The following is a 23,525-nucleotide window of genomic DNA, read 5'->3' on the forward strand; positions in this document are numbered from 1 at the left end:
TGAAACAGGGCATCCCATGACAATTATTCGGAGGACCACGTGGAGACGATGACCGGTCAGCCAGAAGCCAATGTTTCGCTCAGCGCCGTCGAGGTCCAGCGAATCAAGGCAGACTTTGAAATTCTGGAACATCAAGTCAACGGTACCGATGTTGTGTACCTGGACTCTGGTGCCACCAGCCAGAAGCCACGCTGTGTGTACGAAGCTGAACAGCACTACTATGAGAACGCCAATGCTGCAGTTCACCGTGGTGCTCACACCTTGGCCGTCGAAGCCACCGAAATTTATGAAGAGGCACGCGAAACCGTAGCCAAATTCATCGGTGCCCGAACCAATGAGCTGGTGTGGACCTCAAACGCTACCGAAGCGTTGAACCTTATCAGTTACTCCATCTCCAACGCCTCGCTAGGACGCGGAGGAGATGCCGCTGCACGCTTCCGCATCGGTCCTGGCGACGAAATTCTCACCACCGAAATTGAGCACCACGCCAACCTTATTCCTTGGCAGGAACTGGCCTTCCGTACCGGTGCTACGTTGCGTTACGTCCCCGTCAGCGAAGACGGATCGTTGCGCTACGACTTGATCGATGAATTGGTTACCGAGAAAACCAAACTGGTTGCCTTCACTCACGTCTCCAACGTCTTGGGGACTATCACCGATACCCAGCGCTTTGTCGACGCTGCCCGGAAGGTCGGCGCGCTGACCGTGTTGGATGGCTGCCAGTCGGTGCCGCACCTGCCAGTGGACGTCAAAGCCTTGGACGTTGATTTCATGGCGTTCTCGGGACACAAGATGCTCGGCCCCACCGGAATCGGCGCCCTCTACGGACGTGAAGAACTGCTTAACGCAATGCCACCATTCCTTACCGGCGGATCCATGATCACCGTGGTGGATATGGAGCACGCAGAATTTTTGCCTTCCCCACAGCGTTTTGAGGCCGGGACCCAGCGCATCGCGCAGACCCACGGTCTAGCTACCGCGGTGAGTTACCTGCAGGAAATCGGTATGGACCGCATCGCCCAATGGGAAGAACACCTAGGCGCAATGCTCTTTGACGGGCTGTCCCAGATTGAAGGCGTGCGCGTCTTCGGACCGAGCGACGCTCGACGCATCGGCACGGTTCCATTTGAAGTCATCGGCGTGCACCCTCACGATGTTGGCCAGTACCTGGACTCGCGTGGCATCGCTGTGCGTGTAGGCCACCACTGCGCACAGCCTCTGCACCGAGCCCTCGGTGTCACCGCCACCACTCGTGCCAGCACCTACCTGTACAACACGGAAGACGACATCCAGGCTCTGCTTGATGCTCTGGGCTCCGTGCGTGAATACTTTGGAGTCTAAATGAATGAATTAGATCAGTTGTACCAACAGGTCATTCTCGACCACTCAAAACGTCGGATTGGCTCACCATTGGTGGAAAACACCGAGGGATTGCTACATGGCGAATCCCATCAGCACAATCCTATTTGTGGTGACCAGATCCGTGTCCGTGTGGAACTGAACGACCAGGACCATTTCGAGTCCATGAGCTGGGAAGGCGATGGCTGTTCTATCTCCATGGCTTCGGCTTCGGTGCTTAGCGAGATGCTTCCAGAAATGACCAAGGAAGAGTTCCTGGACAAGCTGGAGATCTTCCGAGAGATGATGCGATCCAAGGGCACCTTCGAACCTGATGAAGAGGTCCTAGAAGATGCTGCCGCCTTCGTTGGCGTATCCAAGTTCCCAGCACGCGTTAAGTGTGCGATGCTCGCTTGGGTTGCCGCTGAGGCCGCCATGTTTGGTGCCAACAAGTAACCTTCACCGACAACAGTGGCGCTTGTTCTCCATCATGGAGAACAAGCGCCACTGTTGTTTCTTTAATCTTTAGAAGTGAACCCTAGCGAGTTTCTTCATCCTGCTGGTAAACGTCAGGAATACCATCCTGATTCGCATCACGAGCCTCGCGTTCAGCGATTTCGCGGTATCCGCGGTTACGTGGAACCAACCAAACGGCGCCAAGGATCGCTGCAATGAACGAACCGCTCAGGATCGCCACTTTGGCGTGCTCATAATGTGGGGATTCCAATCCGAAGGACAGCTCGGAGACCAGCAACGAGACGGTGAAACCGATACCGGCTAGCAGCGTCACGCCCAGCAGATCGCCCCATCGAGCGTCCTTGTCCAATGAGGCCTTGGTGAACTTGGTCAGCAACCAGGTGAATCCCATGATGCCAATTGGCTTTCCAAGCACCAGGCCCGCAACGATGCCCCAGAAGACCGGGTCGGCAAGGACGCTGCCGCCACCGGACTCCGAGGAAACCACCGTGACACCGGCGGCGAAGAAGGCGAAGATCGGGATGCAGAAACCTGAGGAGAGCGGACGGAAACGGTGCTCGAACTGTTCTGCCAATCCGGCGCCCTCCCGTCCATCGGTGCGCTTGACCGGGACGCAGAAGCCCAGGACCACGCCGGCAATGGTGGCGTGGATGCCGGAGCCGAAGACGAAGATCCAGGTGATGATGCCCAGTGGCAACAAGATGACCCACGCGGCCCAAGCGTTCTTGGCGAAGAACTTGCCAAGGTAGCGGGCTAAAACCGTGAAGAGAATGATCGGAATCAGGGAGAGACCCAAGTACGAAAGCTTGAGCTCATCGGTGAAGACCACAGCAATGATGACAATGGCAATCAAGTCATCGACCACCGCCAAAGTCAGCAGGAAAATGCGCAAAGCTGCAGGCAGGGCGGAGCCGATCACCGCGAGCACGGCCACTGCGAAGGCAATGTCAGTGGCCGTGGGGATGGCCCAGCCGCGTAGCAGTTCCGCGCCGCCGCCGGAACCGGCTGCAATGGCCATGAAGATCAACGCCGGGACCAGCACGCCGCCAAAGGCCGCCGCCACCGGAACCGCAGCGGTTTTGACATTGCGCAGGTCGCCAATGACAAATTCTTTTTTCAGCTCTAGACCGGTGAGGAAGAAGAACACCGCGAGCAATGCGTCTGCGGCCCAATGGCCGATAGACAGGTTCAGATCAACGCCGAAGAGCGTGGGACCGAAGTGGAAATCGCGCAGTGCAAAATAGGATTCGCGCAGGGGAGTGTTGGCCCAGATCAAAGCCAGCAATGCGCCGGCAATAAGCACCATGCCACCGACGGTTTCCTTGCGCAGGATATCTCCGATGCGCACTGATTCTTTGTAGCTTGGGCGTGAAAACAGGTTCTTTGACGAACCCGAAGACGGAGTTTTGTTCATGCGTCAACTCGCTTACTTCGTTAAATGGATATGTCACGCCGACCAGACTTCCCGGCACACCTATTTCCACCCTATCGCGAACGACACCAGAGACTGCAAATCCCCGGATGTATTGCGAAATTCGCACATCCGGGGATTGAAACTGAAAACTATATTTTTGAGCGCTGTCCTACTTGGAGAGCCACGCGTCGACCTGCGCAGCCTGCAGGTTCAGGGCCTTGCCGACGTATGGCTCAGCTGCGGAAGCCAGCTTGCCACCGATGAAAGGAATCGAGGAAGTCACCTTGGCATCAACGGCCAACTGTGATGCCTCGCCCTGAGCGGTCAACTGTTCAGTTCCATTAACTGTCACTGGAACGCCACCAACGGTGATTTGTACCGTTGCATCGCGGCTCCCGTCAGCAGCAGGGGCACTCCACTTTTCTACCTGGGTAATATCAATCGACGCGCCAACAAACTTGCGGGCAAAATCAGGCACACGGTCCGTTGGTACTGCACGCACGGTGGTCAAGGTGAATGCACCGGTGACATCACCATTGACGGTGAATTCTTTCAGAGTACCGTTGGCGACCTTAGTCAGATGCTCGGCGAAGTCACGATCGCTGAGCGTAGCGATGACCTGCTGTGCAGGGTGAGCAATCTGAGTGCTTGCGTTCAATGCCATAGAAGCTAATCCCATTCTGGAAAATTGGCTGTCCGAGGAGCAAAAAATTGCGTCCCCGGAGACGGACACCTTTAACACTATCTGGTCGGCTGTATTAGGTAGGCTAGGACTACACCTAAAACAACATATTGGCGTTGAGCCGGCCGCGGAATATCTTTGCGGTCGGTGTTCGTGGTGTCGATTTCGCTCAGAAACATAGTTGAGTATTCGTCTTCAAACGCCTGCACGAGAGGATTCGAAAACCCCATGAGCCTAAGCGGACTTCATGATTTCCTGCGCGAGGAGCCATCCTTCCGTCGCATCCGACAAAGTGCAGCCAACAGCTTTTCCACGCGCAGTGAAGATCTGGAAATCGCTGCCCCACAAGGCATGCGCGCAATCGTTTCTGCCCAGATCAGTCAGGCACTGAGTGCAAGCAAACACGGTGGTGTGACCCTGATTGTTACGGCAACAGGGCGTGAAGCTGAGGAAGTCTCCAGCTCACTAAATGCCTACCTGCCAGCCGAGCAAATTGCTGAATTCCCATCATGGGAAACCCTGCCACATGAGCGTCTTTCACCACGCAGTGACACCGTAGGACGCCGTCTGGAAGTGCTGCGCCGTCTACACAATAACGATGAGAAGCTCAACGTAGTCATCGCACCGATTCGCGCCGTACTTCAGCCATTGGTGGCAGGCTTGGGAGAGCTGCGCCCTGTGACTTTGGAGCTGGACGCAGAACCTGGCTTCGATCAAGTCATCAAGGATCTGGCAGGTGCGGCTTATGCCCGCGTGGATATGGTGACCCATCGCGGTGAATTTGCGGTGCGCGGCGGAATCATCGATGTCTTCCCTCCAACGCTGGACCATCCTGTACGTATCGACTTCTTCGGCGACCAGATTGATTCCATGCGTTATTTCGCCATCGCGGATCAACGCTCCACCGATGATCCCGGTCCCCAAAAAATCATCGCTACACCCTGCCGGGAAATGCTGATCACCCCGCAGGTCATGAGTCGCGCAGCAAACCTCAAGAATCACTTCCCGGCAGCCGAAGAAATGCTGACCAAGATTGCCGGTGGCATTGCCGTTGAAGGAATGGAATCTTTGGCACCATTGCTGGTTGATCAGATGGTTCCGCTCTTGTCCTTACTGCCGGAGTCTTCCATCGCCCTAGTCATGGAACCAGAAAGGGTGCGTGCCCGCGCTCAGGACCTCAACGCCACCAATGCAGAATTCCTTGCCGCAGCTTGGGCGTCTGCTTCGGACGGTGCCACGGCCCCGCTGGATCTAAACACCGCAAGCTCCGAACGCAAACTAGCCACCGGCGATTTTGCCTCGCTTTCTCAAACTTTGGAGCATGCCAAAGACGCAAAGGTTTCGTGGTGGGCGCTGACCGCCATGGGTGCAGACGAAGAGCTGGACCTCGGAGCCTCAACGATTCGCATCCCCGCGCGTGAACCGCATGGATACCAGGGCGATATTGAAGCGATGATGGAATTCATCGCTTCAAGAGTCAAAGACCAATGGCGATTTGTCGTAGCCACCGATGGCCCAGGCCCTGCCCAGCGCTTATCGGAGCTGTTTGCAGAATTCTCCATTCCTGCTCATCGTGTTGAAACTCTTGATCAAGCCCCAACCCCGGGCCTGATCGAAATTACCCAAGCAACTGCTGGTCGAGGCTTTGTCTTCGAAGAACTCAAGTTTGGATTGCTGACTGAGGCTGATCTACTGGGACGCTCTAGCGCCTACCCGAATCGTAAGGGTCGCAAGCTCACCGCTAAGCGCAAACGCAATGCAGTAGACCCACTGAGCCTTCAGGCCGGGGACTTCATCGTTCATGAGCAACACGGTATCGGTAAATTTGTTGAGCTGATGGCCCGCAAGGTCAACGGTTCTGGCAAAGATGCCAAACGTGAATATTTGGTTGTTGAATATGCTTCTTCCAAACGTGGGGCGCCCGGGGACCGACTGTTCGTTCCCACCGACCAACTCCACATGGTCACCCGCTATGTTGGTGGAGAAGCCCCAACGCTGTCCAAGATGGGTGGCTCGGACTGGGCCAGCACTAAGTCCAAGGCACGCAAGGCAGTCAAAGAAATTGCCGGAGATCTGATCAAGCTGTACTCGGCGCGCATGGCCAGCCGAGGCCATGCTTTTGGACCGGACACCCCATGGCAGAACGAACTAGAAGAAGCTTTCGCTTTCATTGAAACGCCGGATCAGCTCACCGCCATCAATGAGGTGAAGAGCGACATGGAGAAGGAAATCCCGATGGATCGGTTGATTTCTGGCGACGTGGGCTTCGGCAAAACTGAAATTGCTGTTCGTGCCGCTTTTAAAGCCGTTCAGGATTCAAAGCAGGTGGCCGTACTTGTACCAACCACGCTACTTGCGTCGCAGCACCAGCAGACCTTCACCGAACGCTATTCAGGATTCCCGGTACGTGTGAAGACGCTCTCGCGTTTTCAGACTGCCAAGGAATCAAAAGAAATCATGGCCGGTCTCAAGGACGGCAGCGTTGATATTGTTGTTGGCACCCACCGACTACTTTCCAAGAATGTTGAGTTCAAGAATCTTGGATTGGTCATCATTGACGAGGAACAGCGCTTCGGTGTTGAGCATAAGGAAGAGCTCAAGAAGATGCGTACCAATGTGGACGTACTTGCCATGAGTGCGACGCCGATTCCGCGTACCTTGGAGATGTCGCTGACCGGTATCCGCGAGACTTCAACCTTAGCTACACCTCCAGAAGAACGTCACCCGGTGCTCACCTACGTAGGCCCGCGCAGTGACAAACAGATTTCTGCAGCTATCAAGCGCGAATTGATGCGAGATGGTCAGGTATTCTTTGTCCATAACCGGGTCTCGTCCATTGAGCGGGTGGCCGCGGAATTGCGAGAGCTGGCACCTGAAGCTCGTATTGAAGTGGCTCATGGCAAGATGAGTGAGTCTCGACTAGAACGAATCATTCAGGACTTCTGGGAGAAGAAGTTTGACGTACTGGTTTCCACTACGATCATCGAAACTGGCCTTGATATTTCTAATGCCAACACGCTGATTGTGGACCGGGCCAATAACTATGGTCTTTCCCAGCTGCATCAGTTGCGCGGTCGTGTGGGTCGTGGCCGCGAGCGTGCCTACGCGTACTTCCTTTGGGACGTTGAAAAGCCACTGGGTGAAGTGGCGCTTGAACGCTTGAAGGCCGTCGCTGCACACAACGAGTTGGGCTCCGGTTACCAACTGGCGATGAAGGACCTGGAACTTCGTGGCGCAGGTAACCTACTCGGTGGGGAGCAATCTGGCCACATCGCTGGCGTGGGCTTCGACCTGTATCTGCGTCTGGTCGGCGAAGCGGTGGCCGACTACAAAGGTGAGGGCGAGGAAGAAGCTACCGAGATGAAGATTGACTTGCCGGTCAATGCTCACTTGCCGCATGAATACGTTCCAGGTGAACGACTGCGCCTGGAAGCCTATAGAAATATTGCTTCAGCAGAAACCAACGAAGCACTGGATGAAGTTCGTGAGGAACTGGTAGACCGCTACGGCAAGCTCCCTCAGCCGGTGGAAAACCTCATGCGGGTAGCCGCTTTGCGTATCCGCGCCCGCGCAGTGGGGATTCACGATATCCAGCAAATTGGTAACAATATCAAGATTGCACCGGCTAAGATCGAAGATCTTCCGGCCTCACGCCAGGTGCGGCTGGAACGTCTCTATCCTGGGGCAGCGAATAAGCCAGCGCTGAATTCCATCTTCTTGCCTAAACCGAAAACTTCACCCATTGGTGGTCGGGATTTGGCCGACGAAGAGATCTTGGAATGGGCGGAGAAACTGCTCTATGCGATCTTTGAACCGACCCCGGCACCAACCGCTCAAGCATAACGATCGTTGGCCCGGGAGATTTAACTGTGAGCGCCTACGCCCGGGACAGAAATGTCCCGGGCATAGGCGTCTAAAGCTCTGGAATAGAGTTGAGCTTTTGGTGCCAAAGCGGTGACGGCTGCTACGACAGCTTCGGCTTCTCGGCCAGCATCAAATAGCGCCAACGCCAAAAAACCTTGGGCATCGGTGTGAAGCGCAGAATCTGTGGGCACCTGGGTCAAGAGGCTGATGGCTTCCTCAGTTTCCCCGAGGTTCCGCAGAGTGCTGGCTAGCTGAATCAGTGCTTCTTCACGCTTTTGCCCGTGCAATGACCCCTGCAGCGCCTGGCGATACGGTTGTACCGCTTGCGCTTCTTCTCCGAGGAAATCGTGAAGCGAAGCAATCTCAAACAAGACTCGTGGATCATTGGGATCCATGCCTCGTAGGAGGTCCGCGAGTCCGGCTCGTAGTTTTGCAGCCGCCTTTCCCGCGCTGGTATTCCAGAAGTTATCTACCTGTTGATCCCATGACGTGTTCATACCTCCAGCTTATTGCCGAAGTGAATCAACACTTGGTGATTAAACCAAAAAGTTGGGCGGCCCCGAAAGGACCGCCCAACTTTGAAAAGCTAAAGTTACTTCTGGTGTGCCGCGCTAGCAGCGATGCGAGCTTCAGCCTTCTCGGAGTAGCTCATCAGGTGCATTGGGATAGCAAAAGCTAGGAACATCAGTGCGAAGCCAGCGAGAGTTGGCAACCAAGCGTTGTTCAATTCCCAGTAGCCCAAGACGAAAATGCCAGCTGCGAACATCACGAAGAAGATCACAAAACTAACAATGTTGCCGACAAGGCGGCCTTCACCTGAATGGGCAGTGTTCTTGCCGTTCGAGTACACTTTTTCTCCTTGATCAAACAGATCGGTGCGATGTCCTAGTAGCTGGAACCGCTTTGCTCTCCTTCTAGGATAGCAACTCCTGAGCTTGATCCCAGACGGGTCGCGCCGGCGGCGATCATGGCGCGTGCAGTTTCAACACTGCGCACCCCGCCGGAAGCCTTAACACCAAGATCTTCGCCGACCGTCTTGCGCATCAATGCTACGTCTTCAACGGTGGCACCACCGGTGGAGAAACCGGTAGAAGTCTTCACGAAGTCCGCGCCTGCGGCCTTGGCAGCTTCGCACGCCAGGACCTTAGCCTCATCGGTGAGCAAGCAGGTTTCGATGATGACCTTCAAGATGGCGCCGCCTTCGTGGGCAGCCTGAGCGATGGCAAAAATCTCATTGACCAGTGCATCGCGATCTCCACGGAGCGCAGCGGCGATGTCGATGACCATGTCGATCTCGTTAGCGCCGTCAGCTACCGCGTGTTTGGTTTCAAAAACCTTGGTGTCGGTGGCCGAAGCGCCCAGTGGGAAGCCAATCACCGAGCAGGTCAAGACCTCGGAGTCTTCCAGCTCACGGGCCACAGTGGAAACCCACAGTGGGTTGACACAGACCGACTTGAATTCATACTTCTTGGCTTCTTCGCAGATCTGCACGATCTGTTCACGGGAAGCGTTAGGTGCCAGCAGGGTGTGATCAATGTAGCCTGCAATGTCGCGGGCGGTAAGTTCAGTCATCTTTTCCTCTAACAAATCAGATTTCGATCAATGCAAATGAAAGTCTCGAAGGGGTAAGCCTAGTTGGCATTTAGGTAGGCTGCCAATTCCTGCTTGATGGCCTGTACCTGTGCGGTAGCACGTTCACGAGCTGCTGGAACCTGTTCTAACTGGTCAACCGGCTCAATCGTTTCTAGGTAGCATTTGAGTTTTGGTTCGGTGCCCGAAGGGCGAACGATCACTCGGGCACCGGAGAAGGTATGCAAAACTATCGCGTTGGTTGCCGGTAGCTTTTCGGTGCCTTTGGACAGATCAGTTACCTCGGAAACTTCGGAACCGCCCAATGATGCAGGTGCATCTTGCCTGAAGCGATCCATCAGTACCGGAATTTGCGCCAGATCGGTGAAGCGCAACGAGAGCTGGTCGGTGACGTGCACTCCGTGTCGGGCGGCTAACTCGTCAAGGCGAGCAGAAATGCTGCTTCCTTTGCTCTTGAGCTGCGCAGCTAGGTCCGCCAGTGCGATGCCAGCTGAGATACCGTCTTTATCTCGTACCAAATCTGGTGCCACACAGTACCCCAAGGCTTCTTCGTAGCCGAAGCCCAGATCCTCTACGCGGGAGATCCATTTAAAGCCGGTCAAGGTTTCTTCGTGCTCGCGCCCTGCGTCTTTGGCAATGGCTGCCAGCATGCGCGAAGAGACGATTGAGTTAGCTAGTTTTTTGCCCTCTGGCAAGGTCTTTGAAATTTGGTCGCCCAAGAGCCAGCCGACTTCGTCTCCACGCAACATCCGCCAGGTTCCATCATCAAGGATCGCCGCAGCGCAACGGTCAGCATCTGGATCATTAGCAATCACCAGATCTGCCTCAACCTTGCGAGCCAGCTGTAACGAAAGATCGATGGCACCTGGTTCTTCAGGGTTGGGGAACTTCACGGTGGGGAAAAGCGGATCAGGCTGTTCTTGTTCGGCAACCATGTGAACATCACTAAAACCGGCATTGATGAGAGCGTGCTTCATCGTGTGTCCACCCACGCCGTGCATGGCTGAGACCACAACGCGTAGGTTTTTGCGGGTCGCGGATTCTGGCTGGTCCGCGGCGATGACCGGATGGATCGCTGCCAAGTATGCAGCCTCAATGTCGCCTTCGAGGCCCACGGCTGGTAATACTTCCCATCCCGATTCTGCGCGTTCAATGTGAGTTACTGGCCGCTGATGGTCAATGAGCGCAGCGATCTGTGCATCAATAGGGGAGACAATCTGCGCCCCTCGTCCTGCTTCGTCAGTAATCCGTCCACCAACATAAACCTTGTAGCCGTTATCGCGTGGAGGGTTGTGGCTTGCGGTCACCATGACACCGGCCTCGGCGCTAAATTCGCGTACTGCCCAGGCGAGGACCGGAGTCGGTAACGGTGAAGGCATCAGCAAAACGTCAAAGCCAGCAGCGGTGAAAATTCCTGCGGAGTCTTTAGCGAAAACATCCGAATTGAATCGGGCGTCAAAGCCGATGACTACTTTGGGGGTATAGGCAGAGCCTGCTTTTTCTTTGAGGAAACGCGCGATACCTGCGGCGGTACGCATGACCACTACACGGTTCATGCGCAGGGGTCCGGCACCAAGTTCGGCACGAAGCCCAGCGGTACCAAATTCAAGTACGCCACCAAAACGGTCAGCAACGTCTTCGAATGCAAGAGCGTCGCCCTCAGTGACACGCTGGATGAGCAGGTTAAGCTCCTCCTGCGTTTGAGCATCCGGATCTTGAGCTGCCCACTTACCGGCCTCGTTCAGTAGCGCGATCTTATCTGTATGGTTCACTGTTTTCCCTTTGAGAAAAGCGTCAATTATTGCCTATACCGCCCAAGGTTTCTTAGATCTTGGCGATGATCTGAGCCAGCAGCTTCGAGATGCGTGGGCCAGCCGCCTGGCCAGCCTCGATGACCTCTTCATGGCTCAGCGGAACCGGGCTAATGCCGGCGGCGAGGTTGGTGACCAGCGACATGCCAAAGATCTCCATACCAGCATGGCGGGCAGCAATCGCTTCCAATGCCGTGGACATGCCGACCAAATCAGCGCCGATTCTCTTGGCGTACTGTACTTCGGCAGGGGTTTCGTAATGAGGACCGGTGAATTGTGCGTACACACCTTCATCCAGGCTCGAATCCACCTCGCGGGCAATTTCGCGAATACGCGATGAGTACAGGTCGGTCAGATCAACAAAGGTAGCGCCCTCCAATGGGGAAGTGGCGGTGAGGTTGATGTGATCGGAGATCATGACCGGGGTACCGGGGGTCCAATTTTCATTGAGGCCACCGCAGCCGTTGGTCAGTACTAGGGTCTGGCATCCCGCAGCCGCAGCGGTGCGGATGGGGTGAACGACGGAGCGTACGCCACGTCCTTCGTAGAAGTGGGTACGGGCGCCAAGTACAAGTACGCGCTTACCGCTGTCGGTCAGAATCGAGGAAATGGTGCCTTTGTGGCCCGGTACGGCCGAGGCGTGGAAGCCGGGAATGGTGGTGGCATCCAGGGTGTGGGTGGTTTCGCCAACCAGCTCGGCGGCCTGGCCCCATCCGGAGCCCAGCACTAGCGCAATGTCGTGTTTTTCAACATTGGTCTGCTCGGCGATTACCTGTGCAGCCTGTGCTGCTAGAGCCTGTGGGTCATTATGTGTATCAGTCACGGGCAATAGGCTACCGGTACCGGGGGTTTTTGTCAGGTGAAGCTTGTGCTTCAGAATCAAAAACACGTCGAAGATCACGCCATAAAATGTGCGCAATGAACCTACATGGTGAACAATGGAATCTGTGAGCGCAGATCGTAGTAATGAAGCAACCCGTTTAGTAATTCTCGGCGGCGGACCTGGCGGATATGAAGCTGCCAGTGTTGCAGCCCAGCTGGGTGCCAACGTCACCGTTGTAGAGCGTGCCGGCATGGGCGGTTCGGCGGTGCTGACCGACGTAGTACCGTCCAAGACCCTAATTGCTACCGCCGACGCAGTGCGCCGCGTAAAGCAAGCCGAAGCTTTTGGCGTCCACGTTGACGGACTGGACTCGGCAGTCACCGACTTCTCGGTAGTCAACCACCGCCTCTTGGACCTAGCCAAAGAGCAATCCTCAGATATTCGCAACAGCCTCGAACGCGCCGGCGTGCGCATCGTAATTGGTGAAGGCCGTCTGATTGATAACCACACCGTGGCTGTTGCACACCCCGATGGTTCTGAGCAGACCCTCGATGCGGACGCAATTCTTCTTGCCGTGGGTGCCCATCCGCGTGAATTGCCAACCGCTAAGCCAGATGGCGAACGTATTTTCAACTGGACCCAGATTTACAACATGAATGAGGTGCCTGAGCACCTGATCGTGGTGGGCTCCGGTGTGACCGGTGCTGAGTTCGCTTCGGCCTATAACCTGCTTGGTGCCAAGGTCACCCTAGTTTCCTCGCGTGATCGTGTGCTTCCAGGTGAGGACGCGGACGCAGCTGGCGTGCTGGAAGATGCTTTTAAGCAGAACGGCGTTAACGTTGTTTCTCAGGCCCGCGCCGAAGGTGTGGAGCGTAAGGGAGATAAGGTTTACGTGACCTTGGCCGATGGTCGTGTGCTGGAAGGGAGCCACTGCTTGGTAGCGGTGGGCGGAATTCCAAACACCGCAGATATTGGCTTGGAAGAAGCTGGCGTCCAGCTCTCCGAGTCCGGCCACATCAAGGTCGACGGTGTATCGCGCACGACTGCTACCAACATCTACGCCACCGGTGACTGCACCGGCGTCTTCGCGCTGGCTTCGGTAGCTGCGATGCAGGGTCGGATTGCCGTAGCTCACTTGCTCGGTGACTCGGTGAAGCCACTAAATCTAGATTTGGTTGCTTCGAACGTTTTCACCTCTCCGGAAATTGCAACCGTTGGGGTTACCCAGCGTGCGGTGGCCGAAGGTAAATACCAGGCGAACATCGTCAAGGTGGATCTAAACTCCAACGCTCGCGCCAAGATGATGAACGTTGAGCACGGTTTTGTGAAGATCGTTTCGCGCAAGGGCTCGGGTACTGTGATCGGTGGCGTGGTGGTTGCACCTCGCGCCAGTGAGCTGATTTACTCGCTGGCCCTGGCAGTTCAGAACGGTCTGCACGTTGATGACGTAGCTGAGACCTTCACCGTGTACCCATCACTCTCCGGGTCATTGGGCGAAGCGGCGCGACGCTTGCATCGCCACCTGTAAATACTGCTTTACTCACAAAAGTGACTGCCAAGAACGGTGTTCTTGGCAGTCACTTTTGTAGTTAATCAAGGCGGAGCTACCCGTCGTTTCGTGATTCGACGCCGTGGCGGTGTTAGTCGCGTCTCAATATATGAACCACGAAAATCCACTAAATAGCTGGGGCTTGAGGCTTTGTTGAACGTTTGGCGAGCAAAGAGTGTCCAAATGGTGGACATCGATATCCGAATACTGAGCATCGAGGCTTAAGATTGTGACATTCGTAAATGAACGACCAACTCGTACTTTCACTCTAAGGAGCAGCCTCAATGTCGCAGGCTAACCAGGTGGTGGCGCCCAAGGAGAACTCACGCGGACGCGTGCTGTTCGCCAGCATGATTGGCACCACCGTCGAATTCTTCGATTTCTACGCCTACGCCACCGCGTCGGTGCTCGTCTTCCCGGCGTTGTTCTTCCCGAACGCCACCGCTATCAACGCGATCCTCTCATCCTTCGCGATCTTCGGTGTCGCCTTCCTGGCTCGTCCGCTGGGCTCGGTAGTCTTTGGTCACTACGGTGACAAGATGGGACGTAAGGGCACCCTGGTTGCCTCGCTGCTGCTGATGGGTATTGCTACCTTCCTCATTGGCTTCCTGCCACCAGCTGCCGGTCATTGGACCGTGTTGGCCCCGCTGGCCTTGGTGATCCTGCGCTTTGCTCAGGGTCTGGCCCTGGGTGGTGAATGGTCCGGCGCTGCACTGCTGGCTACGGAGAATGCTCCGAAGAACAAGCGAGCTATCTATGGCACCTTCCCTCAGCTGGGCGCCCCGATTGGTTTCATCATCGCTAACCTGCTGTTTGTGGGTCTGCAGACCTGGACTACAGCGGAGCAGTTCCAGGCTTGGGGCTGGCGCATTCCGTTCTTCTTCTCGGCCGTGATGGTTCTGATTGGCCTGTGGGTTCGCCTCAAGCTAGTTGAATCCGCTTCCTTCCAGAAGGTTCTGGATCAGAAGAAGGTTGTTAAGTCCCCGATCGCGGTGACCCTGAAGAAGCACTGGCGTCCAACCTTGGCTGGTACTTTCATCATGCTGGCAACCTACGTGCTGTTCTACCTGATGACCTCCTTCACCCTGACCTACGGCACCCAGCCAGCAAGCGTTGAGCAGGCTGCCGCGGCAGCGCAGGCCAAGGGTAAGGCCTTTGATGCTGCCGGCTTCGTTCCGGGTCTGGGCATTGAACGACCAACCTTCTTGACCATGCTGATCATCGGTGTAGTTTTCTTTGGTATCTTCACCGTAGTCTCCGGTCCATTGGCCGAGAAGTTCGGTCGACGTAAGTTCCTGATCTGGGTCAGTTCCGGCATTTTGGTCTTTGGCCTGACCTGGACCCTGTTCTTCGGTCCGGGCCAGGGCGCTGCCATGGCTGGTCTGATCGTGGGCTTTACCCTGATGGGTCTGACATTCGGCCCGATGGCGGCCTACCTGCCGGAGCTGTTCCCTTCCAACGTGCGTTACACCGGCTCTGCGGTGGCATACAACATGTCCTCGGTGATTGGTGCAGCTCCTGCTTCCTTCGTCGCTGTGGCGCTGTGGAAGGCCGGTAACGGCAACACCGTCGGTGTTGGTATCTACCTCTCGGTGGCCGCAGTGCTGACCTTGGCCTCACTGTACCTCACACGCGATACCTCAGATATCGACATGGAAGAGTTCGTCGAGTAAGTATTTGACTACCTCTGTGAAGGTCCGGAAAACATTGCAGTCTCATGTTTTCCGGGCCTTCGATCGTTAATCGGCATCTAAGATGTGCAAGCATGGGAGGAGGGAACAACGAGGAGAAGAAGGAGAGCTCATGCGTATTGCAGTTGCTGGAGGCACCGGAACCCTAGGTCGTCAGGTCGTCGAAAAGATCGCCGCCTTAGGGCACGTGCCGGTAGTCCTTTCACGCTCAGCGGGGTGCGATCTGACCAATAAGAATTCGGTGAAGCAGTGGCTAGTTGATGCCCAGGCGGTCATCGATGTCTCGGGTAGCGCAACCACCAGCGCCTCGGCCTCCATGCGGTACTTCACGACCTCCACTGCCAACCTGGTGAGCGTCGGCCGCGAGGCCGGAGTGCAAAACCACGTTGCCCTCTCCATCGTGGGGGCCGCCGAGATTGATTCGGGCTACTACGCCGGTAAAGCCGCCCAAGAGCGGATGCTGCAGATGCTCGATGGTGGCTACACCATTCTTCGCACCACCCAGTTCCACGAGTTTGTGGGTCAAAATATCGACCGGCTCAGTGCTGGTCCGGTGCAGATGGCTCCCAAGATGCGCTTGCAACCCATCGCGGGCAGTGAAGTGGCTGCCGCGCTGGTGGACCTTGCCATTGAGCCGGCCCAAGGGGTGGTTCAGGACCTGGCTGGTCCACAAGAAGAAAACATGCCGGATCTGTTCGCCCAGTATTTGCAGCACCAGGGAAAGTCTTCAAAGATCGTAGAAATTCCAGTTCCCGGCGCCATGGGCAAAGCCATGCGCAACGGTGGTATTTTGCCTCAGGCTTCCGCCCGGTTGGGACAAGAAACGTTCTCCGATTGGCTTGTTCGTCAGTGATCGAGCGTTAAAAAACAGGTGGGGTTCCGACGTGCTTGGCACGTAGGAACCCCACCGTGGTTTGACGGGCTACTAGCTAGCGTCGCCGATCGAAGCGATCACGGCGCCGGAAGACAGGGTTTCGCCGGTGGCTACTTCCAAGCCACTTACTACACCATCGCGGTGAGCGGTGATTGGCTGCTCCATCTTCATGGCTTCAAGGACAACAATCAAGTCACCCTCGGCAACCTCGGCCCCGTTTTCAACGGCCACCTTGACGATGGTGCCCTGCATCGGGGAGCGAAGCTCGGCGCTATTGGCAGCAGAACCTGAGGCCGCCTTGCGGCTGGACTTGCGCTTCTTCTTAGCGCCACCCTGCTCGGATCCAGCAGAGGACATGGAACCAAGGGAGGAGGGAAGGGTAACTTCTAGACGCTTGCCATCTACCTCAACGGTCACGCTGGTGCGTTCGCTGTCTTCGGCCTCGCCTGGTGCGCCCGGCATCGGGTGCGGCTCGATGGCGGTGGCGAACTCGGTCTCAATCCAACGGGTGTGAACTTTAAAAGCACCTTCGGTCGGAACAAATGCCGGATCACTCATAACTGCGCGGTGGAATGGCAGTACCGTGGCCATGCCCTCAATCTGGAATTCCTCCAAGGCACGACGGGCGCGGGAGGCTGCAACCTTACGGGTGCTGCCGGTGACGATGAGCTTGGCGATCATCGAGTCGAAGTTCCCCGAAACGCTTTCGCCCTGTTCAATACCTGAGTCAACACGAACGCCAGGACCTGATGGCAGGTTCATCTTGGAGATGGTGCCGGGGGTTGGCATGAAGTTACGGCCAGCGTCTTCACCGTTGATGCGGAATTCGAAGGAGTGACCGCGAACTTCTGGGTCACCGTAGCCAAGTTCTTCACCACGGGCAATGCGGAACTGTTCGCGCACTAGGTCAATCCCGGTGACCTCTTCAGACACTGGGTGCTCAACCTGCAGACGGGTGTTGACCTCGAGGAAGGAGATCACGCCGTCCTGACCCACGAGGAACTCGCAGGTGCCTGCGCCGGTGTACTTGGCTTCACGCAGGATCGCCTTGGAAGCTTCGTAGAGGCGGGTGATCTGCTCTTCGCTCAAGTATGGCGCTGGGGCTTCTTCAACCAGTTTCTGGTTGCGGCGCTGCAGGGAGCAGTCACGGGTGGAGACCACCACGACATTGCCATGGGCATCCGCCAAGCATTGGGTTTCGACGTGGCGCGGCGCATCCAAGAAGCGCTCGATGAAGCATTCGCCGCGGCCGAAAGCTGCTACTGCTTCGCGAACTGCAGAGTCGTAAAGTTCGCCGATCTCTTCACGGTTGCGCACAACCTTGATGCCACGTCCACCGCCACCGTAGGCAGCCTTGATGGCCAGTGGCAGGCCGTGCTCGTCGGCGAATGCGTACACTTCTTCAGCCGAAGCTACCGGATCCTTGGTACCAGGAACCAGGGGAGCGCCAACCTTTTCAGCAATATGTCGTGCCTTGACCTTGTCGCCGAGCTGGTCGATGGATTCAGGTGATGGGCCGATCCAGGTCAGGCCGGCGTCGATAACTGCCTGGGCGAATTCGGCGTTCTCCGAGAGGAAGCCGTAACCCGGGTGAATTGCGTCGGCACCCGAACGCTGTGCAGCGTCCAAAATCTTCTCAATGCGAAGGTAAGATTCGGCGGCGGTGGTGCCGCCGAGCGCGTAGGCCTCGTCAGCCAAACGCACGTGCAGTGCATCGCGGTCGGAGTCGGCGTAGACCGCTACGGACTCGATTCCTTCATCGCGTGCGGCACGGATAATGCGCACTGCAATCTCGCCGCGGTTGGCGATTAGCACCTTCGTCAATTGATTCATCGTGAACCTGTCTTCAAAAAATAGGGTTTCTCATCTAGGAGCCTATCGTTTTTGTGGGAACTATATGTAGTTAACCCGCCAAACCCGGGTGTTACGCATGAAACTTTGGAGGAATCCTACAAAACTAACCTTGCGGTTAGTGCGGTGCCAGGTGTCTAGCGGTTCTTGTGGCGACCCACTAGGTTATTGAGCAACTTAGAGCGAAGGAAGCGCATGTGAAACCCCGATTGTTAATTAGTCTTCCATTCCTGGCCGTGGGGCTGTCCGTTCTTTCAGCCTGCTCAAGCACTACAGGTATCCCCGCCATAGCTCAGGACGCCAATCCAGCTGATCAATGGCCGGGAACTGGAGAACAACTCGAAGATCTTGACGCGCAGTCAGTGCGCTGGCTGACAACAAACGAGAACGCTGACTATTTTGTCGCTACCTCACAAGACCAAAAGTCCGTCTGCCTGTTTAAGTTCACTAAGAACCCGGACACATCGAATGTGGGTGGCTGCGGCGCAGCGGGCGGGTCAGATGTCATCGTGGATATCAGTGCTCCCGGAGCAAGAATGATGTTGGTGCGTTCGGAGGCAGAAACTTCAGCGCTTGAAGCTGCGGGCTGGAAGAAGATTCACGAGAATATTCTGACCTTTTAGCCAAGGTCGCCACCTCGCTAGCCTTGTCGTTCACGGTGGCGTCGCACCGCTGCCCGGTTAGCGCAGCGAACCGAACAATAGCGCTGCCGTCCATTGCGCGTCACATCAACCACCACCTGCGTGCAGGGTTCAGCTTCGCAGCGGCGCAGCCTGTGCATCCCGCGTGTGGTCAAATGCAGGGCTGTGCCTACGGCGATCACCGAACGCAGAACCAGCGGCATAGTTTGACCGTTGTCACGGTAATGCAGATGCCAGCCTTCGCCATCGTGATCGATCATGCGCGGGTAAGCCGAAGCCTGTGCCATTTGCAGATTGAGCAGCTCGGCGCGTGACTGATCGGTTGGTGCGTCAACAATTTGCAGCCAGTCATCGATGACCCTCCGGGTTTCGAGGTAGTCCTCGGCTCGCCGCGGAAAGGGCATGGTCATTCCGACCTCGCGGGTGCGCGCTTCAATTTGATCGCGGTCTTCTGGCCACTGGTTGGCTAGCGATCCTGCAAGCAATACCGCATATTCTCCGTAAGGGTTGAGTTGCATAAGGACATTACATCATGCTGATTCTATGACGACCACAAATGAGACTCTGACGACCTTCCAGAGCCGTGCAACAATCCAACATCAACACCTGTGGGAGGTTGTATCAAGCCACCAGACCTCCACCGGAATCACCCAGTACCTCAAGTGTCGCGCCTGTAAAACGCACCAGATGCGCCAGCTCGGATTCGGCCACGGTACGACGATGTCCAGTAAAGAACTACGCGCCCAGGAGCAGTAGCTCCTAGGCGCGTAATGTGCGGTTATTTCCAGAGGTCTATGATGCGCACTCCGGCTTGAGCCAGCAGGCTCCGAAGGACAAAGACATCCAACCCCACCACATTTTGGAAGTTACCTTCAATGGATTCGATGAAGGCGGCGGCCAACCCGTCGATGGTGAAGGCTCCGGCACACGGTAGGGGTTCACCGCTGGCGACGTAGGCCTCGATCTCCGCATCAGTGACCGTGGAGAAATGAACCACCGTAGAAGACACTTGGCCTTGAGCATCCAGAGGATTCTGGGTATCGATCAGCCAGTGACCGGAATGCAACACACCGGTAGCGCCGCGCAGCTGCTTCCAACGTTCGCGGGCTACTTGCTCGGTGTGGGGCTTGCCGTAAGCAACGCCGTTAAGTTCAAAGACCGAATCGCATCCAAGAACCACAGTGCCAGCAGGATGCTGGCTTGCTGCCACATCTTCAGCCTTCGCCTTGGCCAGTAGCTGGGCGGTTTGCGCAGGAGTCTGCTCACCAAATTTGGACTCAGCACTGGCAAGTACCGCATCCTCATCAACGGTGGACACTTGAGTTTCGAATCTCAAGCCTGCATCGGTCAGCACTTTTTTGCGTCCCCACGATGCTGAAGCCAAGACTAGGCGAGGCAATGATTCTTCTTGTTCACTCATACCGAGACGCGTTCCTTGGTGTAGTCATCATCAAATCCATCATCAGTGCCCGAATCCTCGGACTCAAGCATCTGATTCAGCTTCGATCCTTCCACATCAACATCGGGCAAGATCTTGCCCAGCCACTTCGGGAGGTACCAAACCTTGTCACCAAGCAAATGCATCACCGCTGGGATCAGCGTCATGCGAATAATGAACGCATCGAAGAGCACCCCGAAAGCCAAGGCGAAGCCCAGCGGGCGAAGCATAGCTAGATGCGAGAACATGAAGCCGGCAAAGACCGAAATCATGATCAGTGCAGCTGCGGTCACCACAGGGGCCGCCATTGAGAAGCCAGAACGAACAGCGTCCTTGGCCGGCTCTCCATGAGCGTAACGTTCACGCATGGCCGAGACCAGGAAGACCTGGTAATCCATGGCCAAGCCGAACAGGATGCCGGTGAGCAGGATCGGCAGGAAGCTAAGCAGCGGTCCTGGGACGTTCACGTCGAAGATGCCCGAGAACCAGCCGAACTGATAGACCAAGGTGCTCGCGCCAAAGGCAGCGGCCAATGAGAGTAGGAAGCCACCGGTAGCCAAGAGTGGAACGATCACGGAACGGAAGACCAACAGGAGCAAGATCAAGGACAGACCAACCACAATACTCAGGTACGGAACCAAAGCATCGGTGACCTTTTCGGACACGTCGATCTGCGCCGCCACCTGGCCAGTAACTGAAATTTCAGCACCTGTCGCATCAGCAATCTTGGATTTATCGTCGCGTAGCTGGTGAACCAAGGCTTCGGTCTGTTCCGAGGACGGTCCGCCGGTCGGAATGACCTGGATAGCAGCCAAACGGCGGTTATCGGTCATGGTTACCGGGATGGCGGCAACCACGCCGTCATAGTCACGAATCTTGTCCGCAACGTCCAGAGACTTCGATTCGGCATCACGCTTGCTCAGGTTTTCGGGCAGATCTGCCAGAACCAACAGCGGACCGTTGTAACCGGCACCGAACTTGTCACTGGTCTGCTCAAAGGCTTGGAAGGCCTGCGAGTCTGCCGGCTCAGCGCTGCCGTCGGGCAGCGCGGTGCGCATCTGTGAGGCGGGCAGGGCGATAGCTCCCAGGAGCACCACGACGACCAAGGTCACAGGTACAGCAAATTTAGTCACGGTACGGACCCAGCGTGCGGAAAGAGGTTCCTTGAGCTGAGGGCTTTCTTCCTGCGCGGCCGCCTTGGCGCGAGCACGCTTGGAGACCAAACGTTCTCCTACCAACGAGAGCAAGGCTGGCAACAAGGTGATGTTCAGAAGTACCGAGCAGAACACCGTGAAGGCAGCTGATAGGCCCAATACGGTCAAGAACGGAAGGCCTGGAACTGCCAGGGCAGCCAAGGCAATAATCACGGTCAAGCCGGCAAAAACTACGGCATTGCCGCTAGTACCCACCGAGCGTGCAATGGATTCGCCAACCTCCATGCCGGCCAACAACTGAGTGCGGTGCCGGTGGATGATGAACAGGGCGTAGTCGATGCCCACGGCAAGACCCAGCATCAACGCCAGAGCAGGGGTAATTGAAGCCATGTCGATAAGTGAAGAGAAGGCCATGGTGGTGCCTACACCGGCGCCAACACCCAAGATTGCCAGAACCAATGGTAGGCCCGCTGCAACGACTGTCCCCAGCATGATCAATAGAACAACGGCTGCGATGACCACACCAATGATTTCTGATGAGCCAAAGACCTGAGACATGTCCTGCATGATCTCCTTGGAGAACAGGACTTCCACACCATTGGCCTGAGGTCCCGCGGCGATGGCCTTGATCTGCTCACGGTCTGCTGGGGTGAGCGCATCAGTTTGTACCTTGAAGCTGACCTGCGAGACCGCGGTGCTCTGATCCTCGGAAACAAAGCGCATATCGGAGTTAGCGCCGACCTGGCGTGCAGCGAACTGCAATTCGGCCTGGCCGGAGGCTAGTTCCTTCTCACCCTTTTTGACATCTTCCTCGCCTTGTTTAAGCTCGACGGTCTTTTCTTCGATGGTCTTTTCGCCAGCTTCAAGCTTTTGCTTGGCGGTAACTAACTGTGCTTTGCCGGCTTCAAATTCAGCCTTCTTTGCATCAAATTCCTGTTGACCGGCATTGAGCTTGGCCCAGCCAGCATCCAGTTCTGCCTGACCTTCATTGATCTTGGCCTTGTTGGCCGCGATTTCCGCCTTGGCACTATCGAGCTTGGTTTTGGCCTGGGCAAGTTGAGACTTGGCGGTAGAGAGTTTGGTCTTGTTCGCCTCCAGTTCCTTGCGCCCGGAGTCCACCTGGGCTTGGCCAGCGTCGAGCTTTTTCTTTGCTGCATCCAGTTTTGCTAATCCAGCTTCGCCCTGAGCGATTTGGTCCAGAGCGGCCGTTGCTTCTTTCTTGCCAGCTTCGGCCTGCTGGACACCTGCGGCAGCGGTAGCTTTGCCCTTCTGTGCTTCGGTTAGCCCAGCTTCGAGCTGTTCTAAGGTCGCGGTGTATTTGGCGATAGCCTCTTCATCTTCGTCGGCCTTGGCTTGCTCCAGCGCTTTTTCGGTCTCGGAGATCTGTTCATTAAGCTGTGCGATGGATGCATCAGCTTTTTCAACTCCGGCGGTGGCCTGGGCCAGGCCGTCTTCGGCCTTCTTCAAACCTTCGTTTGCTTGGGTCTTGCCGGTAGACAGCTTTGATTCAAACTCGCTGCGTGAAGAATTGCCTAGTAGCTGTTTTTGTCCGGCTTGGTATTCCTTTTGGCCAGTAGCTAGCTGCTTTTCTGCGGCAGCCAGTTTGTTCTCTCCCGCGCTGTATTGTGCTTGGCCCGAGTCGTAGGTCTGCTTGCCGGACTGGTATTTTGCTAGACCCTTGTTGTACTGCGCTTCACCTGAGGCCAGTTTTGAAGCACCTGAGTCGAGCTCTTTCTGACCAGCTTCTAGCTGTGCGCGGCTGTCGGCAAGTTTCTTTTCGGCCGCCAGGATTTGAGGTTCGCCGTCTTTGATCTTCTTTTCGCCGTCAAAGTACTGTGCCCACCCGGTGGTTAGATCCTCCCGGCCGTCCTTGAGCTGAACCTTGCCATCGGCAATTTTCTTTTTTGCATCATCAAGTTTTTTCTGGCCGTCTACGAGCTTCTGATTGGCTTTGTCCAATTCTGGCTGTGCATCATCCAGCTTGGCTTGCAGCTCGAAGGGGCTCATTGCATCGGCGACCTGCGGATGCATGGAGAGCTGCTCGAGTGACTCGGCAATGGACTTTTGCTGTGCGGGGCTCAGCTCTTTGCCAGTGCTTTCGCGGAAAACGATGGAACCAGAACCACCAGCTAAATCTGGGAGTTCTTCCTTCATGCGGTCCAAAGTGCGCTGGGTTTCGGTGCCGGGCAACGTGAACGTATTGGAAAGCTGGCCCATGAACAGGCTGGCGCAAATGCCAATGAAAATGAACGCGGCTAGCCACATCGAGATGACGCGGTAGCGGTGAAGATGTGCCCACCGAGCCAGGCGATAAAGGATTGATGCCAT

Annotated in this window: 19 protein-coding genes; 8 read left to right on the plus strand and 11 right to left on the minus strand. The window is 56.1% G+C overall.

Going from position 1 to position 23,525, the window contains the following annotated elements:
* The first annotated feature begins 48 nt into the window (after positions 1–48).
* Both FJV47_RS14970 and sufU read left to right on the plus strand, forming a co-directional pair.
* Positions 49–1,341 (plus strand): aminotransferase class V-fold PLP-dependent enzyme, encoded by a 1,293-nt coding sequence (locus tag FJV47_RS14970; protein WP_159614891.1) that lies wholly within the window; start codon positions 49–51, stop codon positions 1,339–1,341.
* Positions 1,342–1,794: a Fe-S cluster assembly sulfur transfer protein SufU gene (gene sufU, locus FJV47_RS14975; RefSeq protein WP_159614384.1), complete on the plus strand. Its 453-nt coding sequence runs from the start codon at positions 1,342–1,344 to the stop codon at positions 1,792–1,794.
* A gap of 82 nt (positions 1,795–1,876) precedes the next feature.
* On the opposite strand, the gene nhaA is transcribed toward sufU, so the two are convergent.
* Entirely contained in the window at positions 1,877–3,229 is a 1,353-nt protein-coding gene (gene nhaA / locus FJV47_RS14980; RefSeq protein ID WP_159614386.1) for a Na+/H+ antiporter NhaA, read from the minus strand.
* A 169-nt stretch (positions 3,230–3,398) separates the two neighbouring features.
* Positions 3,399–3,893, minus strand: a complete 495-nt coding sequence (locus FJV47_RS14985) for a DUF2505 domain-containing protein (RefSeq protein WP_159614388.1) — start codon at positions 3,891–3,893, stop codon at positions 3,399–3,401.
* A 246-nt stretch (positions 3,894–4,139) separates the two neighbouring features.
* Here FJV47_RS14985 and mfd point away from each other — a divergent pair, with 246 nt between their 5' ends.
* Positions 4,140–7,754 carry a transcription-repair coupling factor gene (gene mfd / locus FJV47_RS14990; protein ID WP_159614390.1) on the plus strand — a complete coding sequence of 1,205 codons (3,615 nt, stop codon included), beginning with the start codon at positions 4,140–4,142 and terminating at the stop codon, positions 7,752–7,754.
* Between the two features lie 20 nt (positions 7,755–7,774).
* Here mfd and FJV47_RS14995 read toward each other — a convergent pair whose 3' ends face one another.
* The 5 genes from FJV47_RS14995 to FJV47_RS15015 form a co-directional block, all read right to left on the minus strand.
* On the minus strand, positions 7,775–8,272 hold the full coding sequence (locus tag FJV47_RS14995; protein ID WP_235026490.1) for a tetratricopeptide repeat protein: 498 nt from the start codon (positions 8,270–8,272) through the stop codon (positions 7,775–7,777).
* A 95-nt stretch (positions 8,273–8,367) separates the two neighbouring features.
* Positions 8,368–8,625, minus strand: a complete 258-nt coding sequence (locus FJV47_RS15000; RefSeq protein ID WP_159614392.1) for a hypothetical protein — start codon at positions 8,623–8,625, stop codon at positions 8,368–8,370.
* A gap of 35 nt (positions 8,626–8,660) precedes the next feature.
* On the minus strand, positions 8,661–9,347 hold the full coding sequence (deoC, locus tag FJV47_RS15005) for a deoxyribose-phosphate aldolase (RefSeq protein ID WP_159614394.1): 687 nt from the start codon (positions 9,345–9,347) through the stop codon (positions 8,661–8,663).
* A gap of 59 nt (positions 9,348–9,406) precedes the next feature.
* Positions 9,407–11,137, minus strand: a complete 1,731-nt coding sequence (locus FJV47_RS15010) for a phospho-sugar mutase (protein ID WP_159614396.1) — start codon at positions 11,135–11,137, stop codon at positions 9,407–9,409.
* A gap of 52 nt (positions 11,138–11,189) precedes the next feature.
* Positions 11,190–11,999: a purine-nucleoside phosphorylase gene (locus FJV47_RS15015; protein ID WP_370515045.1), complete on the minus strand. Its 810-nt coding sequence runs from the start codon at positions 11,997–11,999 to the stop codon at positions 11,190–11,192.
* Between the two features lie 115 nt (positions 12,000–12,114).
* On the opposite strand from FJV47_RS15015, the gene FJV47_RS15020 reads away from it, so the two are divergent.
* The 3 genes from FJV47_RS15020 to FJV47_RS15030 all read left to right on the plus strand — a co-directional run bounded on the left by FJV47_RS15020 (position 12,115) and on the right by FJV47_RS15030 (position 16,092).
* A complete protein-coding gene (locus FJV47_RS15020) occupies positions 12,115–13,527 on the plus strand; it encodes an NAD(P)H-quinone dehydrogenase (RefSeq protein WP_159614398.1) in 1,413 nt (470 codons plus the stop codon).
* A gap of 305 nt (positions 13,528–13,832) precedes the next feature.
* On the plus strand, positions 13,833–15,221 hold the full coding sequence (locus FJV47_RS15025) for an MFS transporter (protein ID WP_159614400.1): 1,389 nt from the start codon (positions 13,833–13,835) through the stop codon (positions 15,219–15,221).
* A gap of 130 nt (positions 15,222–15,351) precedes the next feature.
* Positions 15,352–16,092, plus strand: coding sequence for an SDR family oxidoreductase (locus FJV47_RS15030; protein WP_159614402.1), 741 nt, complete (start codon positions 15,352–15,354; stop codon positions 16,090–16,092).
* 72 nt (positions 16,093–16,164) lie between these two features.
* On the opposite strand, the gene FJV47_RS15035 is transcribed toward FJV47_RS15030, so the two are convergent.
* Positions 16,165–17,946, minus strand: a complete 1,782-nt coding sequence (locus FJV47_RS15035; protein ID WP_159614404.1) for a biotin carboxylase N-terminal domain-containing protein — start codon at positions 17,944–17,946, stop codon at positions 16,165–16,167.
* A gap of 215 nt (positions 17,947–18,161) precedes the next feature.
* Between FJV47_RS15035 and FJV47_RS15040 the strand changes: the two genes are divergently transcribed.
* Entirely contained in the window at positions 18,162–18,587 is a 426-nt protein-coding gene (locus FJV47_RS15040) for a hypothetical protein (RefSeq protein WP_159614406.1), read from the plus strand.
* A gap of 17 nt (positions 18,588–18,604) precedes the next feature.
* On the opposite strand, the gene FJV47_RS15045 is transcribed toward FJV47_RS15040, so the two are convergent.
* Positions 18,605–19,123 carry a CGNR zinc finger domain-containing protein gene (locus tag FJV47_RS15045; protein ID WP_159614408.1) on the minus strand — a complete coding sequence of 173 codons (519 nt, stop codon included), beginning with the start codon at positions 19,121–19,123 and terminating at the stop codon, positions 18,605–18,607.
* Positions 19,124–19,148: 25 nt separating this feature from the next.
* Between FJV47_RS15045 and FJV47_RS15050 the strand changes: the two genes are divergently transcribed.
* Positions 19,149–19,361 carry a hypothetical protein gene (locus FJV47_RS15050; RefSeq protein ID WP_159614410.1) on the plus strand — a complete coding sequence of 71 codons (213 nt, stop codon included), beginning with the start codon at positions 19,149–19,151 and terminating at the stop codon, positions 19,359–19,361.
* Between the two features lie 22 nt (positions 19,362–19,383).
* Here FJV47_RS15050 and FJV47_RS15055 read toward each other — a convergent pair whose 3' ends face one another.
* Both FJV47_RS15055 and FJV47_RS15060 read right to left on the minus strand, forming a co-directional pair.
* The gene (locus tag FJV47_RS15055; protein WP_159614412.1) at positions 19,384–20,025 is read right to left on the minus strand and encodes a nucleoside triphosphate pyrophosphatase; all 642 of its coding nucleotides are present in this window, start codon (positions 20,023–20,025) and stop codon (positions 19,384–19,386) included.
* Positions 20,022–23,525 (minus strand): MMPL family transporter, encoded by a 3,504-nt coding sequence (locus FJV47_RS15060; protein ID WP_159614414.1) that lies wholly within the window; start codon positions 23,523–23,525, stop codon positions 20,022–20,024. The genes FJV47_RS15055 and FJV47_RS15060 overlap by 4 nt, the downstream gene beginning before the upstream one ends.

The organism is Glutamicibacter sp. JC586 (genome assembly GCF_009805585.1).
Classification (GTDB): Bacteria; Actinomycetota; Actinomycetes; order Actinomycetales; family Micrococcaceae; genus Glutamicibacter.